Origin of the sequence: Pseudomonas sp. Q1-7, assembly GCF_028010285.1 — a bacterium.
Lineage (GTDB): Bacteria > Pseudomonadota > Gammaproteobacteria > Pseudomonadales > Pseudomonadaceae > Metapseudomonas.
Genome location: NZ_CP116304.1, coordinates 1,119,938 through 1,133,536, shown reverse-complemented (window position 1 = coordinate 1,133,536; position 13,599 = coordinate 1,119,938). Strand labels below are relative to the sequence as shown.

At 64.6% G+C, this 13,599-nt stretch carries 13 protein-coding genes; 9 read left to right on the top strand and 4 right to left on the bottom strand.

Annotated elements, in window-relative coordinates:
• Positions 1–48 precede the first annotated feature (48 nt).
• Positions 49–1,476, bottom strand: a complete 1,428-nt coding sequence (locus PJW05_RS05230; RefSeq protein ID WP_271410680.1) for a sigma-54-dependent transcriptional regulator — start codon at positions 1,474–1,476, stop codon at positions 49–51.
• Between the two features lie 652 nt (positions 1,477–2,128).
• Between PJW05_RS05230 and PJW05_RS05225 the strand changes: the two genes are divergently transcribed.
• Positions 2,129–2,947: an outer membrane protein OmpK gene (locus PJW05_RS05225; RefSeq protein ID WP_271410679.1), complete on the top strand. Its 819-nt coding sequence runs from the start codon at positions 2,129–2,131 to the stop codon at positions 2,945–2,947.
• 108 nt (positions 2,948–3,055) lie between these two features.
• On the top strand, positions 3,056–3,367 hold the full coding sequence (locus PJW05_RS05220; protein WP_271410678.1) for a hypothetical protein: 312 nt from the start codon (positions 3,056–3,058) through the stop codon (positions 3,365–3,367).
• A gap of 74 nt (positions 3,368–3,441) precedes the next feature.
• On the opposite strand, the gene PJW05_RS05215 is transcribed toward PJW05_RS05220, so the two are convergent.
• The gene (locus PJW05_RS05215; protein ID WP_271410677.1) at positions 3,442–4,881 is read right to left on the bottom strand and encodes a sodium:solute symporter family protein; all 1,440 of its coding nucleotides are present in this window, start codon (positions 4,879–4,881) and stop codon (positions 3,442–3,444) included.
• 385 nt (positions 4,882–5,266) lie between these two features.
• On the opposite strand from PJW05_RS05215, the gene PJW05_RS05210 reads away from it, so the two are divergent.
• The 7 genes from PJW05_RS05210 to PJW05_RS05180 all read left to right on the top strand — a co-directional run bounded on the left by PJW05_RS05210 (position 5,267) and on the right by PJW05_RS05180 (position 10,555).
• Complete coding sequence (locus PJW05_RS05210; RefSeq protein ID WP_271410676.1) at positions 5,267–6,103, top strand: arylamine N-acetyltransferase family protein; 837 nt, start codon at positions 5,267–5,269, stop codon at positions 6,101–6,103.
• An 85-nt stretch (positions 6,104–6,188) separates the two neighbouring features.
• On the top strand, positions 6,189–6,938 hold the full coding sequence (locus tag PJW05_RS05205; protein WP_271410675.1) for a phytanoyl-CoA dioxygenase family protein: 750 nt from the start codon (positions 6,189–6,191) through the stop codon (positions 6,936–6,938).
• Between the two features lie 492 nt (positions 6,939–7,430).
• Positions 7,431–7,898, top strand: a complete 468-nt coding sequence (locus tag PJW05_RS05200) for an LEA type 2 family protein (protein ID WP_271410674.1) — start codon at positions 7,431–7,433, stop codon at positions 7,896–7,898.
• A 57-nt stretch (positions 7,899–7,955) separates the two neighbouring features.
• Positions 7,956–8,297: a zinc ribbon domain-containing protein YjdM gene (locus tag PJW05_RS05195; RefSeq protein WP_271410673.1), complete on the top strand. Its 342-nt coding sequence runs from the start codon at positions 7,956–7,958 to the stop codon at positions 8,295–8,297.
• A gap of 583 nt (positions 8,298–8,880) precedes the next feature.
• Entirely contained in the window at positions 8,881–9,330 is a 450-nt protein-coding gene (locus PJW05_RS05190; protein WP_271410672.1) for a BRO-N domain-containing protein, read from the top strand.
• A 356-nt stretch (positions 9,331–9,686) separates the two neighbouring features.
• Positions 9,687–10,220: an REP-associated tyrosine transposase gene (locus PJW05_RS05185; RefSeq protein WP_271410671.1), complete on the top strand. Its 534-nt coding sequence runs from the start codon at positions 9,687–9,689 to the stop codon at positions 10,218–10,220.
• Between the two features lie 80 nt (positions 10,221–10,300).
• Positions 10,301–10,555, top strand: coding sequence for a helix-hairpin-helix domain-containing protein (locus PJW05_RS05180; protein WP_271410670.1), 255 nt, complete (start codon positions 10,301–10,303; stop codon positions 10,553–10,555).
• 42 nt (positions 10,556–10,597) lie between these two features.
• Here PJW05_RS05180 and PJW05_RS05175 read toward each other — a convergent pair whose 3' ends face one another.
• Positions 10,598–11,929 (bottom strand): IS4 family transposase, encoded by a 1,332-nt coding sequence (locus PJW05_RS05175; protein ID WP_271410669.1) that lies wholly within the window; start codon positions 11,927–11,929, stop codon positions 10,598–10,600.
• A 117-nt stretch (positions 11,930–12,046) separates the two neighbouring features.
• Positions 12,047–13,543, bottom strand: coding sequence for a CoA-acylating methylmalonate-semialdehyde dehydrogenase (locus PJW05_RS05170; protein WP_271410668.1), 1,497 nt, complete (start codon positions 13,541–13,543; stop codon positions 12,047–12,049).
• Positions 13,544–13,599 lie beyond the last annotated feature (56 nt).

Genomic DNA, 13,599 nt, shown 5'->3' with positions numbered 1-13,599 from the left:
CCATGGGGGAAACCCCACCCTTGGTCGGGGAAATCCCCGGGGCGAGGCTCAGTGCTGCTGGCGGTCGGGCCGCTCCAGGCCCAGTTTGTCGATGCGGTAGCGCAGCATGTCGCGGGTCAGGCCGAGCATGCGCGCCGACTTGGAGATGTTCCAGTCGGTCTTGCCCAGCACTTTCACCACCATGTCGCGCTCGGCGTCGGACAGGCTCATGTTCTCGTCTTCCACACCCAGCGCACCGCCCGCCGTGGCCGGAGCCGCCTCGGTCACACCGGCGCCGGCCAGCAGGCCACGGCAGATGGTGAGCTGTTCCGGGCCGATGAGATTGCCCGGCGCCAGCAGCACGGTCTGCTCCAGCATGTTGCGCAGCTCGCGCACGTTGCCCGGCCAGCTGTAGCCCTTGAGCACGGCACGGGCGTCGGCGCTGAAGCGCAGCCCCGGCTTGCCGTAGCGCTTGCCGTGCTGGGCGACGAAGTGCTCGGCCAGGGTCAGGATGTCGTCGCCACGGGCGCGCAGCGGCGGCACCTTGATGGTGATGATGCGCAGACGGAAGAACAGGTCGCGGCGGAACTTACCCTCCTGGACCATCTGTTCGAGGTTGCAGTTGGTGGCGCTGATGATGCGCAGGTTGACCTTGCGTTCGCGCACCGAGCCCAGGCGGCGGATGGTGCGGTCTTCCAGCAGCTTGAGCAGCTTGGCCTGCAGCAGCAGGTCGATCTCCCCCACCTCGTCGAGAAACAGGGTGCCGCCGTCGGCCGCTTCCACCAGGCCGACGCGGCGGTCCTTGGCGTCGGTGAAGGCCCCCTTCTCGTGGCCGAACAGTTCGGCCTCCAGCAGGTGCGAGGGAATCGACGCGCAGTTGAACTCGACGAAGGGCCCCTTGCGACGCGCACCGTCGAAATGCAGGGCGCGCGCCACCAGTTCCTTGCCGGTGCCGGTTTCGCCCTCGATCAGCACCACCGGCAGGTCCTCGCCGGCCATGCGCTCTTCGGCCGCCAGCACCTGGCGCACCATGTCCTTCATGTTGCACATGGGCTCGGAATCGCCGATCAGTCCGGCCAGCCCGGAGTCCTGGGCCTCGCGCTGCTGGTAGAAGGACAGCCGCTGCTCCTGGCGGCGCGCCTCCAGCACCTTGTCCACCACCAGCTTGAGCTCGGCCAGGGCCACCGGCTTGGTCAGATAATCGCTGGCGCCGGCCTTCATCGCCTCCACCGCGCCCTGCACGTTGCCGTGGCCGGTGATCATGATGACCTTGAGCTGTTCATCCAGCGCGCGGGCGCGGCTGATCAGCTCGCAACCGCTCACGCCCGGCAGGCAGTAGTCGGTGAGCACCAGGTCCGGGTGCTGCGCCTCGATGATCGGCAAGGCCTCTTCGGCGGAGCCGCAGACCATGACGTCGAACTGCCGCCGCTGCAGGTAGGTGCAGAAGTTGTCGGCCAGGATCTCGTCGTCTTCGACGATCAGAATGCTGTTGCCCATAGCTGCTTATCCCCCTGCCGTGACCTTGAAGGTCAAGTGCACGTTGGTGCCGGTGTTTTCCCGGCTGTCGATGCCGATGGCGGCACAAAGGCCCTGGATCATCGTGCGCACGGGAAAGCCGGTGGCGCGCGCGGGCAAGCGTGCAGAAACGCCGTCGGCCAGGCCGGCACTTCCCGCGCAGGCTCAGGTATTTATAGCCCAGGCACCGTCCCGGGCGGCCCTACCGTTCGGCGACCACCGAACCACAAGCGGGTGGCCCTCTCCCCTGTCTTCCCCACTTTTTCCCCACATCTGGGGATATGTCCCCAGATTGCCGGCGGCGCCCGGCGGTGACGGGTTGGGGCGAATTCCCGCCGCCCCGCGAGGCAGAGCGGGTGCCGTCGAATGGCATGGGAGTTGCCCCGCGCGGACGCCCCGGGCGATCGCCCCGCAGGGCGTCGGACGGACGGCGGACTTCGGGGGCCGAACGACTGCCACCCACCCGCGCCAGGGACCGACTGTCAGCATCCGGCCGCGACAGCCCCTTGCCTCTTGAAAAACCTCGTCCACACCCGATAATCCCGCGCCCCGCCCCTGTCCAACCCGCAGGCGGCCTGACCAGGCAGTCGAATTTCCACGCAGATGGAAACTGCCAACGACCATTGGAACCCTGATGAATCGCAGCCTTTCTTCCCTGACGCTCGCCGGCACCCTGCTGGCGGCCGGCACCACCCTGGCCGACGGCCCCCTGCTGTGGCAGGACAACAGCCTGACCTACCTCTACGGCCAGGACTTCAAGATCAACCCGGACACCCAGCAGACCTTCACCTACGAACACGCCAGCGGCTGGACCTGGGGCGACCTGTTCATCTTCGTCGACCAGATCAACTACAACGGCGAAGAAGACCCGAACCTGGGCAAGAACACCTACTACGGTGAAATCTCCCCGCGCCTGTCCTTCGGCAAGGTCTTCGACCAGAAGCTGGAATTCGGCCCCATCAGCGACGTGCTGCTGGCCGCCACCTACGAGCGCGGCGAGAACCGCAACCAGAACTACCTGCTGGGCCCGGGCTTCGACCTCGCGCTCCCCGGTTTCGACTACTTCCAGCTGAACCTCTACTACCGCAAGCCCGACGGCATCACCGGCAACCCGTCCGGCCAGTGGCAGGTCACCCCGGTGTGGTCCTACACCCTTGCGGTGGGTAACTCGGACATCCTCATCGACGGCTTCATGGACTGGGTGTGGAACAACAAGGACGCCACCTCCGACCGCCCGAACGACCTGCACGCCAACCTGCACTTCAACCCGCAGATCAAGTACGACCTGGGCAAGGCCATGGGCTGGAGCGCGGCGAAGCACGTCTACGTCGGTATCGAGTACGACTACTGGAAGAACAAGTACGCCATCGACGACAACAGCTTCCTCGGCGACGACCTCCTCGGCGGCACCGACCAGAACACCTTCAGCCTGCTGGCCAAGGTGCACTTCTGAGGACAGCGGGGCCCGTCACGCGGGCGGGCCCCACTGTCTTGCGCCCTGGAAAGGGCGGGGGGAGAATGCGCGGCAGTCTCAGCCTGCAGTCAGAGAAGGAATCCTCAGATGGCCCGCGAAAGCGCCCACGCCATTGCGCGAACCCGAGGGGAAAAACTGGTCACCGGCGGCTGGCTCACCCTCGCCGTTGCCATCCCCGTCAGCTGCATCTTCTCCGACGACCCCTTCGACCTCTCCGCCGGCCTCGCCGCGCTCTCGCTGATCACCCTCTGCGCCGCCTTCGCCTGCTGGCCGAAACTCTTCCTCGGCCCCATCAACTACAAGGGCCTCTGCGACGAACTGCCCCGCGGCAGCGCCATCGCCATGACCCTGTTCGTCGGCCTCACCGTATTGCGCGGCTTCGTTGAACTGGTGGCCTGACTCGCCATTACTTTCCTGCTTCCCGTCCAAAGAAGAGCCCCGCACTTGGCGGGGCTTTTTCATGCCGGGACGGATCAGGCCGCGGCCGGCTCCAGGCTCTCGCGGCGGCTACGCACGAACTGCGGCAGCAGCGAACCGAGGAACATGCCCAGGGCACTGAGCAGCAGGCCCGCGAGCTGCGGCGGCCAGAAGTCGGTGTCGACGTAGGTGGCCTCCAGATAGCTCCAGGACAGCAGGCCGAAGGCGATCGCCATCAGCGCACCCTGGGTGGTGGCGCGCTTCCAGAACAGGCCGGCGAACAGCGGCACCACGGCGGCGACCAGGGTCACCTTGTAGGCGTTGCCGACCATCTCGTAGATGCTGGCGTCGGAGTACAGGGCGAACACCGAGGTGGCCACGGTCATGCCCACCACGCTCACGCGCATGGCGAGCAGGAACTGGCGGTCGGTCATGTCCGGCATGAAGCGCTTGAGGATGTTTTCGGTGAAGGTCACCGAAGGCGCCAGCAGGGTGCCCGAGGCGGTGGACATGATGGCCGACAGCAGCGCGCCGAAGAACATCACCTGGGCGAACAGCGGCGTGCGCTCCATGATCAGGTGCGGCAGGATCATCTGCGCATCCTCGGCCAGCCACTTCTGCACCATGGCCGGGTCGATCAGCGAGGCGGCGTAGGTCAGGAAGATCGGCAGCATGCAGAACGACAGGTAGAACACGGCACCCGCCATCGAAGCACGCGCGGCGATGTTCTCGGTCTTGGCCGACATCACGCGGGCGTACACGTCCTGCTGCGGAATGGAGCCGAACATCATGGTCACCGCCGCGGCGACGAAGGCGACGATGTCCCTCGGCTCGAAACTGTGCATGAAGGTCAGCTTGCCCTCGCTGGCGGCGTGGCTGATCACCACATCGGCGCCACCGGCCATGTCGCCGATCAGCCAGGTCAGGTACACCAGGCCGACGACGATGATGATCATCTGCATGAAGTCGGTCAGGGCCACGGACCACATGCCGCCGAACAGGGTGTAGAGCAGCACGATGGCGGTGCCGATCAGCATGCCCTGGGTGGTGGTGATGGAACCGTCAGAGAGCACGTTGAACACCACCCCGAGCGCGGTGAGCTGCGCGGCCACCCAGCCCAGGTAGGAACCGATGATCACCAGGCTGGTGAGGGTTTCCACCTGCGGCCCGAAGCGCTTGCGGAAGAAGTCACCGATGGTCAGCAGGTTCATGCGGTACAGCGGGCGGGCGAACACCAGGCCCACCAGCATCAGGCAACCGAACGAACCGAAGGGGTCTTCGACAATCCCGGCGAAGCCTTCCTCGATGAACGTCGCGGGGATACCCAGAACGGCCTCCGAGCCGAACCAGGTGGCGAACACCATCGCCGCGACCAGGGGAAAGGACATGCTCCGGCCGCCGGCGGCGAAGTCCTTGGAGTTCTTGACACGCGTGGAAGCGTAGAAACCGACACCAACGGTGATCAGCAGGTATACCGCAACAAACCAGATCAGCATTTGTTCTTGTTCCAGAGGCACGCCCGTCGGGGCCGGGCGCCATGGACGGGCACCTCGGCTGACGGAGTTTTTGTTATTGACGCGCAGAGGCCCGGTGCCGAGCGAAGCAGGCGGGTACCACGGAGGCGCAGTCTGCCAAAGACGTAAAATATGTCAAACAATAACAACGCCATTGAGCAAAAAAATCGACGGGATGACGACGCCACCGCCTCAACAAAACCCACGTAATGCACTGATATGAAAGAGATACCTGCGCATGAGCATGACTCATCAGTTCTTTATTTTTTACATGCCATGTTGATTAAGAAAGACACCTGACTACCGTTCGTCCGACCCGCTTGGGCATCTGCTAGCATCCAGACGTCATCGCCAAGGAGCCCCCCGCATGTACGCGCTCAACCCGCAACAGGCCGAGGCCTATCTGCAGCACCTGGACGCCCCCGCCCCGCAGGACACCGACCTCGTCAGCCTCGACCGGCTGATCGCCGCCCACCAGCAGCGCGTGGCCTTCGAAAACGTCGACGTGTTGCTCGACCGGCCCATTCACATCGATGCCGACGGGGTGTTCGCCAAGGTGGTGGAGCGCGGCCGCGGCGGCTATTGCTTCGAACTGAACAACCTGTTCGCCCGCCTGCTGCTCGCCCTCGGCTACCGCGTCGAACTGCTGGCCGCCCGCGTGCGCTGGGGTCTGCCCCTGGACGCGCCGCAGACCATGCTGTCCCACCTGATGCTGCGGGTGCTGCTGCCGGAAGGCCCGTATCTGGCGGACGTCGGCTTCGGCTCCGCCACCCCCTGGCGTGCCGTGCCCCTGGAAGGCCCGATGCCGGCCGACCTGCCCTATCGCCTGCAGCCGCAGTACGACGGCACGGGTGAGGTGCAACTGGAAAACTTCCGCGCCGAGACCGGCTGGGCCGCCTGCTACCGCTTCGGCCCCGACGTGAATGCCTGGGTCGATTGCATCCCGCGCAACTGGTACACCTCCACGCACCCGGACAGCGTATTCCGGCAAATGCTGATGAGCGCCCGCAGCGACGGCGAATGGCGCCTGACCCTGGCCAACGGCACCTTCAACCGCCGCCACCGCGACGGCCGGCTGGAAAGCCGCAAGATCGACGACGCCGCCGAGCTGGTCCAGACACTCAAGGACGACTTCCTACTGGACCTGACGCATGACGAGATCGAACCGTTGCGCACCCGGCTGGAGGGCCTGCTGAACAGCTGACCGGTTGAACGTAGGATGGCGTAGAGCGAAGCGAAACCCATCAATGGACGGCGCGCTTCCGCCCCCGAATGTACGAGGACAACCCATGTCCACCGCCGCCCATCTAGCAGCCCTGCACGAGCAGGGCTTCACCCTCCTCCCCGGCGTGCTCGATGCCACCGGCGTCGCCAGCCTGCGTGCGCTGATGGACCGGCTCCAACCCATTCACTGGGACTACCAGGGCCTGGTGGACGACCACTTCAAATGCGTGTTCAACCGGGGGCCGGAATGGCTGCCCTACCTCGACCTGCCCGGCGTGATCGAACTGGCCGAGGCTGCCCTGGGCGAGGACTGCCACCTGATCGGCATGACCGCCTGGCAGAGCCGCCCCGGATTCATCGGCGGCGACCTGCACGTGGACCACCTGGCGATGGAGCTGCCGGAAAACCTGCTGGCCGACCCGGCCTTTTGCCTGCCGATGCAGATCTGCAGCGCCCACCTGTATCTGGACGCCATCGACGCCGACCTCTGCCCCACCCTGGTCATCCCCGGCAGCCACCGCTCCGGTCGCAAACCGCTCCCCGGGGAAACCCACTGGCGCGGCCGCACCGCCGAGGCCGTGCTGTGCAAGGCTGGCGATGTGCTGATGTTTCGCAGCGAGCTCTGGCACGCCGGCAGCCGCAATCGCACCGTGGACCGCACGCGCCATCTGCTGCAGGTGCACTACGGCCGACGCATGGTGGCGCAGAAGTTCTCGCCCTACCTGGACTTCCGCTTCAACCCCGACGTGGTGGCCGCCTGCACGCCCCGACAGCGCCGCCTGCTGGGCGACCACGCCGCCGCCGAATACGACTGACGCCGAAAAACCGAGCAAGTGCTTCCACGCCAGTCATCACGGGCCGTCCAAGCGATTATCCCAAAGATATCCACAGAGCCGCCCACAGATTCTGTGGGCATCCCTTGGCCACCCACGGCGACAGCTCCACCCTCCGCGGGAGCGAACTCATTTGCGAAAAACCGCCCATCGCAACCTGCCCCCAAGCAGGCCAACTCTCCTGCACAGAATTTAACCACCCAGCCGAATACCAGACTTTACGCGGCCTCCAGCCATCCACCCCAAAGCTATCCACAGCTTGCCCCACAGAATCCGTGGGTATCCCCGGCACGGCGGGGCACGCCGGGTTGCACCTTTTTCGAGCAGTAAACGAGCAACCCGCCGCAGCCCATCTGGACCGGGCCCTGGCGCAATCCATCCAGAAGATATCCACAGCACGCTCCACAGAAAATGTGGGCACACCCGAAGCGCACTGTTCTTTACTCAAGACAGGCCACCGCGCGGGAAATCGCCATGTCCATCGCTCGCCTCGCCCTCATCTGGCTGTTACTGCTGCTCGGAGGCTGCGCCCTGTTTGGCAGCCGCGACCCGTTGCAGGTCGACCTGGCCGGCATGGAGCCCATCCCCGGCGAAGGCCTGGAAATGCGCTTCAACCTCAAGCTGCGGGTGCAGAACCCTAATGAAGGCGCCATCCACTACAGCGGCGTCGCCCTGGAACTGGACCTCAACGACCTGCCCCTGGCCAGCGGCGTCAGCAGCCAGGGCGGCACCCTGGCAGGCTTTAGTGAAACCCTGGTCGAAGTGCCCGTGACCCTCTCCGCCTTCTCCATACTGCGCCAGGCCTGGCGCTTCTCCGGCACCGGCCCCGTGCAGAACGTCCCCTATGCCCTGCGCGGCAAGCTCGGCGGCGGTTTCTGGGGCACCCGTCACTTCACCGATGCCGGCGTGCTGAGCATCCCTGAGCCCGTCGACACGCCCTGAGCGAAAAAACCTTATATAATCTGCGGCTTTTTCGTGACATCGACGTCGAGGTACACCGTGAGCACACTGCCGCCCTGCCCCAAATGCAACTCCGAATACACCTACGAAGACGGCGCGCTGCTGATCTGCCCCGAATGCGCCCACGAGTGGAGCGCCGATGCCGCCGGAGAAGCCGCCAGCGATGAAAAAGTGATCAAGGACTCCGTCGGCAACGTCCTGCAGGACGGCGACACCGTCACCGTGATCAAGGACCTCAAGGTCAAGGGCTCGTCCCTGGTGGTCAAGGTCGGCACCAAGGTGAAGAACATCCGCCTGGTGGACGGCGACCACGACATCGACTGCAAGATCGACGGCATCGGCGCGATGAAGCTGAAATCGGAGTTCGTGCGCAAGGTGTGAGCCGCCTTGCATCTCGGTACTCCCCTCAACCCTCCAGCAATACCCTCAGCGCCGCTGCCGCCAGAAAGCCCGAGCGGCACAGCAGGCGGCACGATGGGTTTCGCTTCGCTCTACGCCATCCTACGGATGCAGGTCGAGCCTGTCGGGCATCTCAGGCAAAGCATCCCGACACCGCCACAACGCACGAACCGTAGGATGGGTAGAGCCCGCGAAACCCATCGCGCCGCAGGCGCTGCTCGTTGCTGAAGCTGCCCTCGGAAATTTCCGAAAGCCATTCCCAGGCCTTGTTCGTCCCCTGCCTTATCCCTAGGGTGCCCCGGTCGCGATCAATCCCGCGACCGGGTTTGACGACCTGATACCACTAGCGCGTTCTGCCTACAGGGCATGCGGGAAACGGCGTACGTTTCCCGCGCATCCCTCCACGCGCGCAGTCCCTACACTGCGCTCCTTTATGGCAGGCCGCGCGGGGAGGTCCTTCGGGATCTGCCGGCTCAGTGGTCCGGTTCGTCAACCCCGCGTGGTCTGCCACCTTTTTGATGACGACGAAAGTGGCAGCTCCTGAACCAACCACTGGAGTTCCACCATGCACGACGCATACACCTCCACCTTCTTCACCCGTCACAAGCGCCCACTGCGTGGCGTGATGATCGACAACCAACCCTGGTTCTCCGCCTACGACTTCGCCCGCCTGCTGGGCCTGCACCACCCACACGCCTTGCACCGCCGCCTGAAGCCCTTCGAAACCCGCCGCGCCCGCCTGCGCTATGCCACCGGCAGCGAAGAATCCGTCGACCTGATCAACGAAGCCGGCCTCTACAACGCACTGATCCGCTTCGGCCACCCCGAATGCCAGCATCTGGAGGAATGGCTGACGCGTGAGGTCATCCCCACCCTGCGCGACCAGCACGCCGAGCACTACTTTCATCCACGCCGGGTGATCCTCAGTTGGCAGTCGCAACGGTTGGTGATGTTGGAATGGCAGGGAGAGTTGTGGATGCCGTGGGAGGAGGTGCCGCGATACGTGAGCGCCTGAGCACGGCGATGGGTTTCGCTTCGCTCTACGCCATCCTACGGCTGCAGGCTGAGCCTCTTCGGACGTATCAGGCAAAGCATCCTGACACCGCCACAACACACGAACCGTAGGATGGGTAGACCCCGCGAAACCCATCGCGCCACAGGCCGAGCCTTTTCGGACCTGTCAGGCAAAGCATCCCGACACCACCTCAACGCACGAACCGTAGGATGGGTAGAGCCCGCGAAACCCATCGCGCCGCAGGCCGAGCCTTTTCGGACGTATCAGGCAAAGCATCCCGACACCGCCTCAACGCACGAACCGTAGGATGGGTAGAGCCCGCGAAACCCATCGCGTCACAGGCAAGGAGGCCACCCATGACAAACTACCGTCGCGACCGCACGCCAGGCTCGACCTGGTTCTTCACGCTCAATCTCGCCGATCGCAGCAGTCGACTGCTCACTGAGCGCATCGACCTGCTCCGAACCAGCTTTCGTGCTGGTATGAGGCGCCATCCCTGGTGCATCGATGCCATCGTGATCCTCCCCGATCACCTGCATGCGCTCTGTACGCTGCCTCCGGGGGACAACGACTACGCCACGCGATGGCGCCAGATCAAAAGCGGCTTCTCCCGCGCCTTGCCTCACGGCGAAAGCATTTCCGGAAGCCGCCGGAGCAAGGGCGAGCGCGGCATCTGGCAGCGCCGCTTCTGGGAACACCGTATCCGAGACGAAAACGACTTCGAGAGGCATGTGGATTACATCCATCACAACCCGCGCAAGCATGGGCATGTGGAGCGCGTGGCCGATTGGCCCTGGTCGTCGTTTCATCGGTATGTGAAAGCAGGCATCCTGCCAGCGGATTGGGCGGGGAACGGGGACGATATCGACATTGGTGCAGGGGAACGGTGATGGGTTTCGCTTCGCTCTACGCCATCCTACGGGGTGGGTGCTGTGTAGAGCGCCCCACACGACCAACGAAGGAGAACCATATGGACACCAAGGACAAGGTAGGCTTTCCCGAGGAAACCCGCGCCCAGTTGATCATGCTGAAAGGCGTCGGCCCGATGGTGGTGGGTCGGCTGGAGCAGATTGGATTCAGCGCCCTGGAGCAGTTGGCCGGCTGCGAGGCGGCGGACCTGACGAAGCAGATATCGCAGATGATGGGTTCGACCTGCTGGCACAACAGCCCGCAAGCGCGCGCCGCGATCCAGGCGATCATCGATTTCGCCCGCTCGAACACTTGATACGCCCAAACAAAAAAGCCCCGGCACGTGCCGTAATGCTGTTCACTTAAGCGGAGCAGCCTTGCGGTCCACCGGGTAGCGGGTCTTGGAAATCTTTACCGTCCTGGGTCTTGATGGCTTGGGGCGGTGATCCAGAAACAGCCCGCCAATACCGGCTCGCAACTCCGACAGGCGGCGGCCCGTGGCCGAAATCGGGTTGGCCGCCGCCATCACGATCAATTGCACGGCGATATAGTGAGCCACCGGCTTGAAGCGGATGTCGGCGGGTGAGCGGCCGAAGGCGACTGCCGCCTGACCGGCCTCACGGCGGATGATGTTGTAGGCCAGCAACAATCCCCAGACCTCCTGGTAGACCAACGCCTTGACCTTGCTGCGCAGGGTCACCGCATTCTGCTGCAGGGAACTCTTGATGTTCCGGAAACCCAGTTCGATCTCCCAGCGCTCCCGGTACAGTGTGGCGACCGCCTTGGCGCTGTAGCGCTCGGCCGGCAGCGAGGTCAGAACGGTTTTTACCTTGCCCTGGACTTCGTAGCTGACCTCGCGCACCTCCCAGTGCGTGGGTAGGTTCGGGTTACGGTTTCGCGCCTGGGGCGACACCTTCATGCGCAACAGGCGATCCCCTTTGCCATAACGCGTCACTTCCTCGCTGACTAGGCCCTGGCGGGCCGGGATCAACCAATGTCGGTGGTCACCGCCCTTGTTCAACCCCAACAGCAAGTCGGCGCTCCAGAACCCCTTGTCGAACAAGGTCACCGAATGGTCGGGAATCTGCTGCACAAAGGCATCGGCCAAACGCATTTCACTGCGCCGGTATGGGCTCAGCTGGGCATCCAGAATCAAGTGCGAGCGCACATTCATCAGGGCCACGAGCCGCAGCATGGGGAACGGCGTCTGACGGTCGGTGGCGGTATTGCCAGAGCCGAAATGCTCCCGCAGTTCGGGTGTATCCGGGGTGCGCAGCAGTGCACCATCCACCGCCAACACCTGCAGGCCCTGCCAGGTATCGCCGTCATAGCGCTCACACCCCCATTGCTGACCCGTCTGGCGAAACAGCCATTCAACCGGATCGGCCCCCAGCCGTTTGCGTGCCTCGGTGACCCCACTTCTGGCCAGCAGGTGGTCGGAGGCCAGACCCTGGGCGCAGATGTTCAGGCGCCGCGCCACCTCATGGACCGGCTCGTCGCGGAACAAGGCCATGCCGAGCACCAGCCAGAGCACCTGATCACTGGGCAGGCGCCGGCGGCGGATGGTGGCTTGGGCAGAAAGGTCCAGCGCCGAGGCCACCCACTCGATCGGGATGTTTTGGGTGAAGGTGCTCAAGTCGGAGAAGTTGAACAACTCGCCCAGGTCGAGCAACTGCTGTTGAAAGGACATAAAAAATCCGATGCCAGAGGTCTGGCATCGGATTCTCGGGGAGCCTCGGCTGCAGCTCAAATGCTTATGTGAACAGCATTACGGCACGTGCCGGGGCTTTTTCATTCAACGCATCACTCAGCCATTGCTGGGAAACGCGAACTGCGCCGCCTCGTGGCTGGCGCGCTGCGGCCAGCGCTGGGTGATGGCCTTGCGGCGGGTGTAGAAGCGCACGCCGTCCGGGCCGTAGGCATGCAGGTCGCCGAACAGGGAGCGCTTCCAGCCGCCGAAGCTGTGGTAAGCCACCGGGACCGGCAGCGGTACGTTGACGCCGACCATGCCCACTTCGATCTCGTCGCAGAAGAGGCGGGCGGCTTCGCCGTCGCGGGTGAAGATGCAGGTGCCGTTGCCGTATTCGTGGTCGTTGATCAGCTGCATGGCGTCTTCCAGGCTGCCGACGCGGACGATGCAGAGTACCGGCCCGAAGATTTCTTCCTGGTAGATGCGCATGTCGGCCTTGACGTGGTCGAACAGGGTGCCGCCGACGAAGTAGCCGTCTTCATGGCCGGCCACGCGGTAGCCACGGCCGTCCACCACTAGCTTGGCACCCGCGGCGACGCCGTCGTCGATGTAGCCGACCACCTTGTCGCGGGCGGCGGCAGTGACCAGCGGCCCCATGTCCAGGCCGCAGTTGGTGCCGGCGCCGATCTTCAGGCCCTCGATCTGCGGGACGATCTTGTCCACCAGGGCGTCGGCGATCTGGTCGCCCACGCACACGGCCACGGAGATGGCCATGCAGCGCTCGCCGCAGGAGCCGTAGGCGGCGCCCATCAGTGCGCTGACGGCGTTGTCCAGGTCGGCGTCGGGCATCAGCACGGCGTGGTTCTTGGCGCCACCCAGGGCCTGCACGCGCTTACCGCGTTTGGCGCCTTCGGTGTAGATGTACTCGGCGATCGGGGTGGAGCCGACGAAGCTGATGGCTTTGACTTCCGGCGCTTCGATCAGCGCATCCACGGCTTCCTTGTCGCCGTTGACCACGTTCAGCACGCCCTTGGGCAGGCCGGCCTGATGGAACAGCTCGGCGATGAACAGGGTGGAGCTGGGGTCTCGCTCGGAGGGCTTGAGGATGAAGGTGTTGCCGCAGGCGATGGCCAGCGGGTACATCCACAGCGGCACCATGGCCGGGAAGTTGAACGGGGTGATGCCGGCGACCACGCCGAGCGGCTGGAAGTCGCTCCAGGCGTCGATGTTCGGGCCGACGTTGCGGGTGTATTCGCCCTTGAGGATTTCCGGGGCGGCGCAGGCGTACTCGACGTTTTCGATGCCGCGCTTGAGTTCGCCGGCGGCGTCTTCCAGGGTCTTGCCGTGTTCTTCACTGATCAGCCGGGAGATTTCCGCCTCGTTCTGCTCCAGCAGTTGCTTGAAGCGGAACAGCACCTGGGCGCGCTTGGCCGGCGGGGTGTTGCGCCAGGCCGGGAAGGCGGCCTTGGCGGCGTCGATGGCCTGCTGGATGGTGGCGCGGCTGGCCAGGCCAACCTGGCGATGGGCTTCGCCGGTGGACGGGTTGAACACGTCGGCGGTGCGGCCTTGCTCGGTAATGCGTTCGCCGTTGATCAGGTGCGGGATGCTGGTCATGGGTGAGGTCTCTTGTAGGGCTTTTGTCTGGGTGGCGCCGGAAGCTCGGAGCGATG

Excerpts from the sequence above, each read along its gene's own strand:
- PJW05_RS05230 (WP_271410680.1), bottom strand. The coding sequence starts at position 1,476 with ATGGGCAACAGCATTCTGATCGTCGAAGACGACGAGATCCTGGCCGAC.
- PJW05_RS05225 (WP_271410679.1), top strand. The coding sequence starts at position 2,129 with ATGAATCGCAGCCTTTCTTCCCTGACGCTCGCCGGCACCCTGCTGGCG.
- PJW05_RS05220 (WP_271410678.1), top strand. The coding sequence starts at position 3,056 with ATGGCCCGCGAAAGCGCCCACGCCATTGCGCGAACCCGAGGGGAAAAA.
- PJW05_RS05215 (WP_271410677.1), bottom strand. The coding sequence starts at position 4,881 with ATGCTGATCTGGTTTGTTGCGGTATACCTGCTGATCACCGTTGGTGTC.
- PJW05_RS05210 (WP_271410676.1), top strand. The coding sequence starts at position 5,267 with ATGTACGCGCTCAACCCGCAACAGGCCGAGGCCTATCTGCAGCACCTG.
- PJW05_RS05205 (WP_271410675.1), top strand. The coding sequence starts at position 6,189 with ATGTCCACCGCCGCCCATCTAGCAGCCCTGCACGAGCAGGGCTTCACC.
- PJW05_RS05200 (WP_271410674.1), top strand. The coding sequence starts at position 7,431 with ATGTCCATCGCTCGCCTCGCCCTCATCTGGCTGTTACTGCTGCTCGGA.
- PJW05_RS05190 (WP_271410672.1), top strand. The coding sequence starts at position 8,881 with ATGCACGACGCATACACCTCCACCTTCTTCACCCGTCACAAGCGCCCA.
- PJW05_RS05185 (WP_271410671.1), top strand. The coding sequence starts at position 9,687 with ATGACAAACTACCGTCGCGACCGCACGCCAGGCTCGACCTGGTTCTTC.
- PJW05_RS05180 (WP_271410670.1), top strand. The coding sequence starts at position 10,301 with ATGGACACCAAGGACAAGGTAGGCTTTCCCGAGGAAACCCGCGCCCAG.
- PJW05_RS05175 (WP_271410669.1), bottom strand. The coding sequence starts at position 11,929 with ATGTCCTTTCAACAGCAGTTGCTCGACCTGGGCGAGTTGTTCAACTTC.
- PJW05_RS05170 (WP_271410668.1), bottom strand. The coding sequence starts at position 13,543 with ATGACCAGCATCCCGCACCTGATCAACGGCGAACGCATTACCGAGCAA.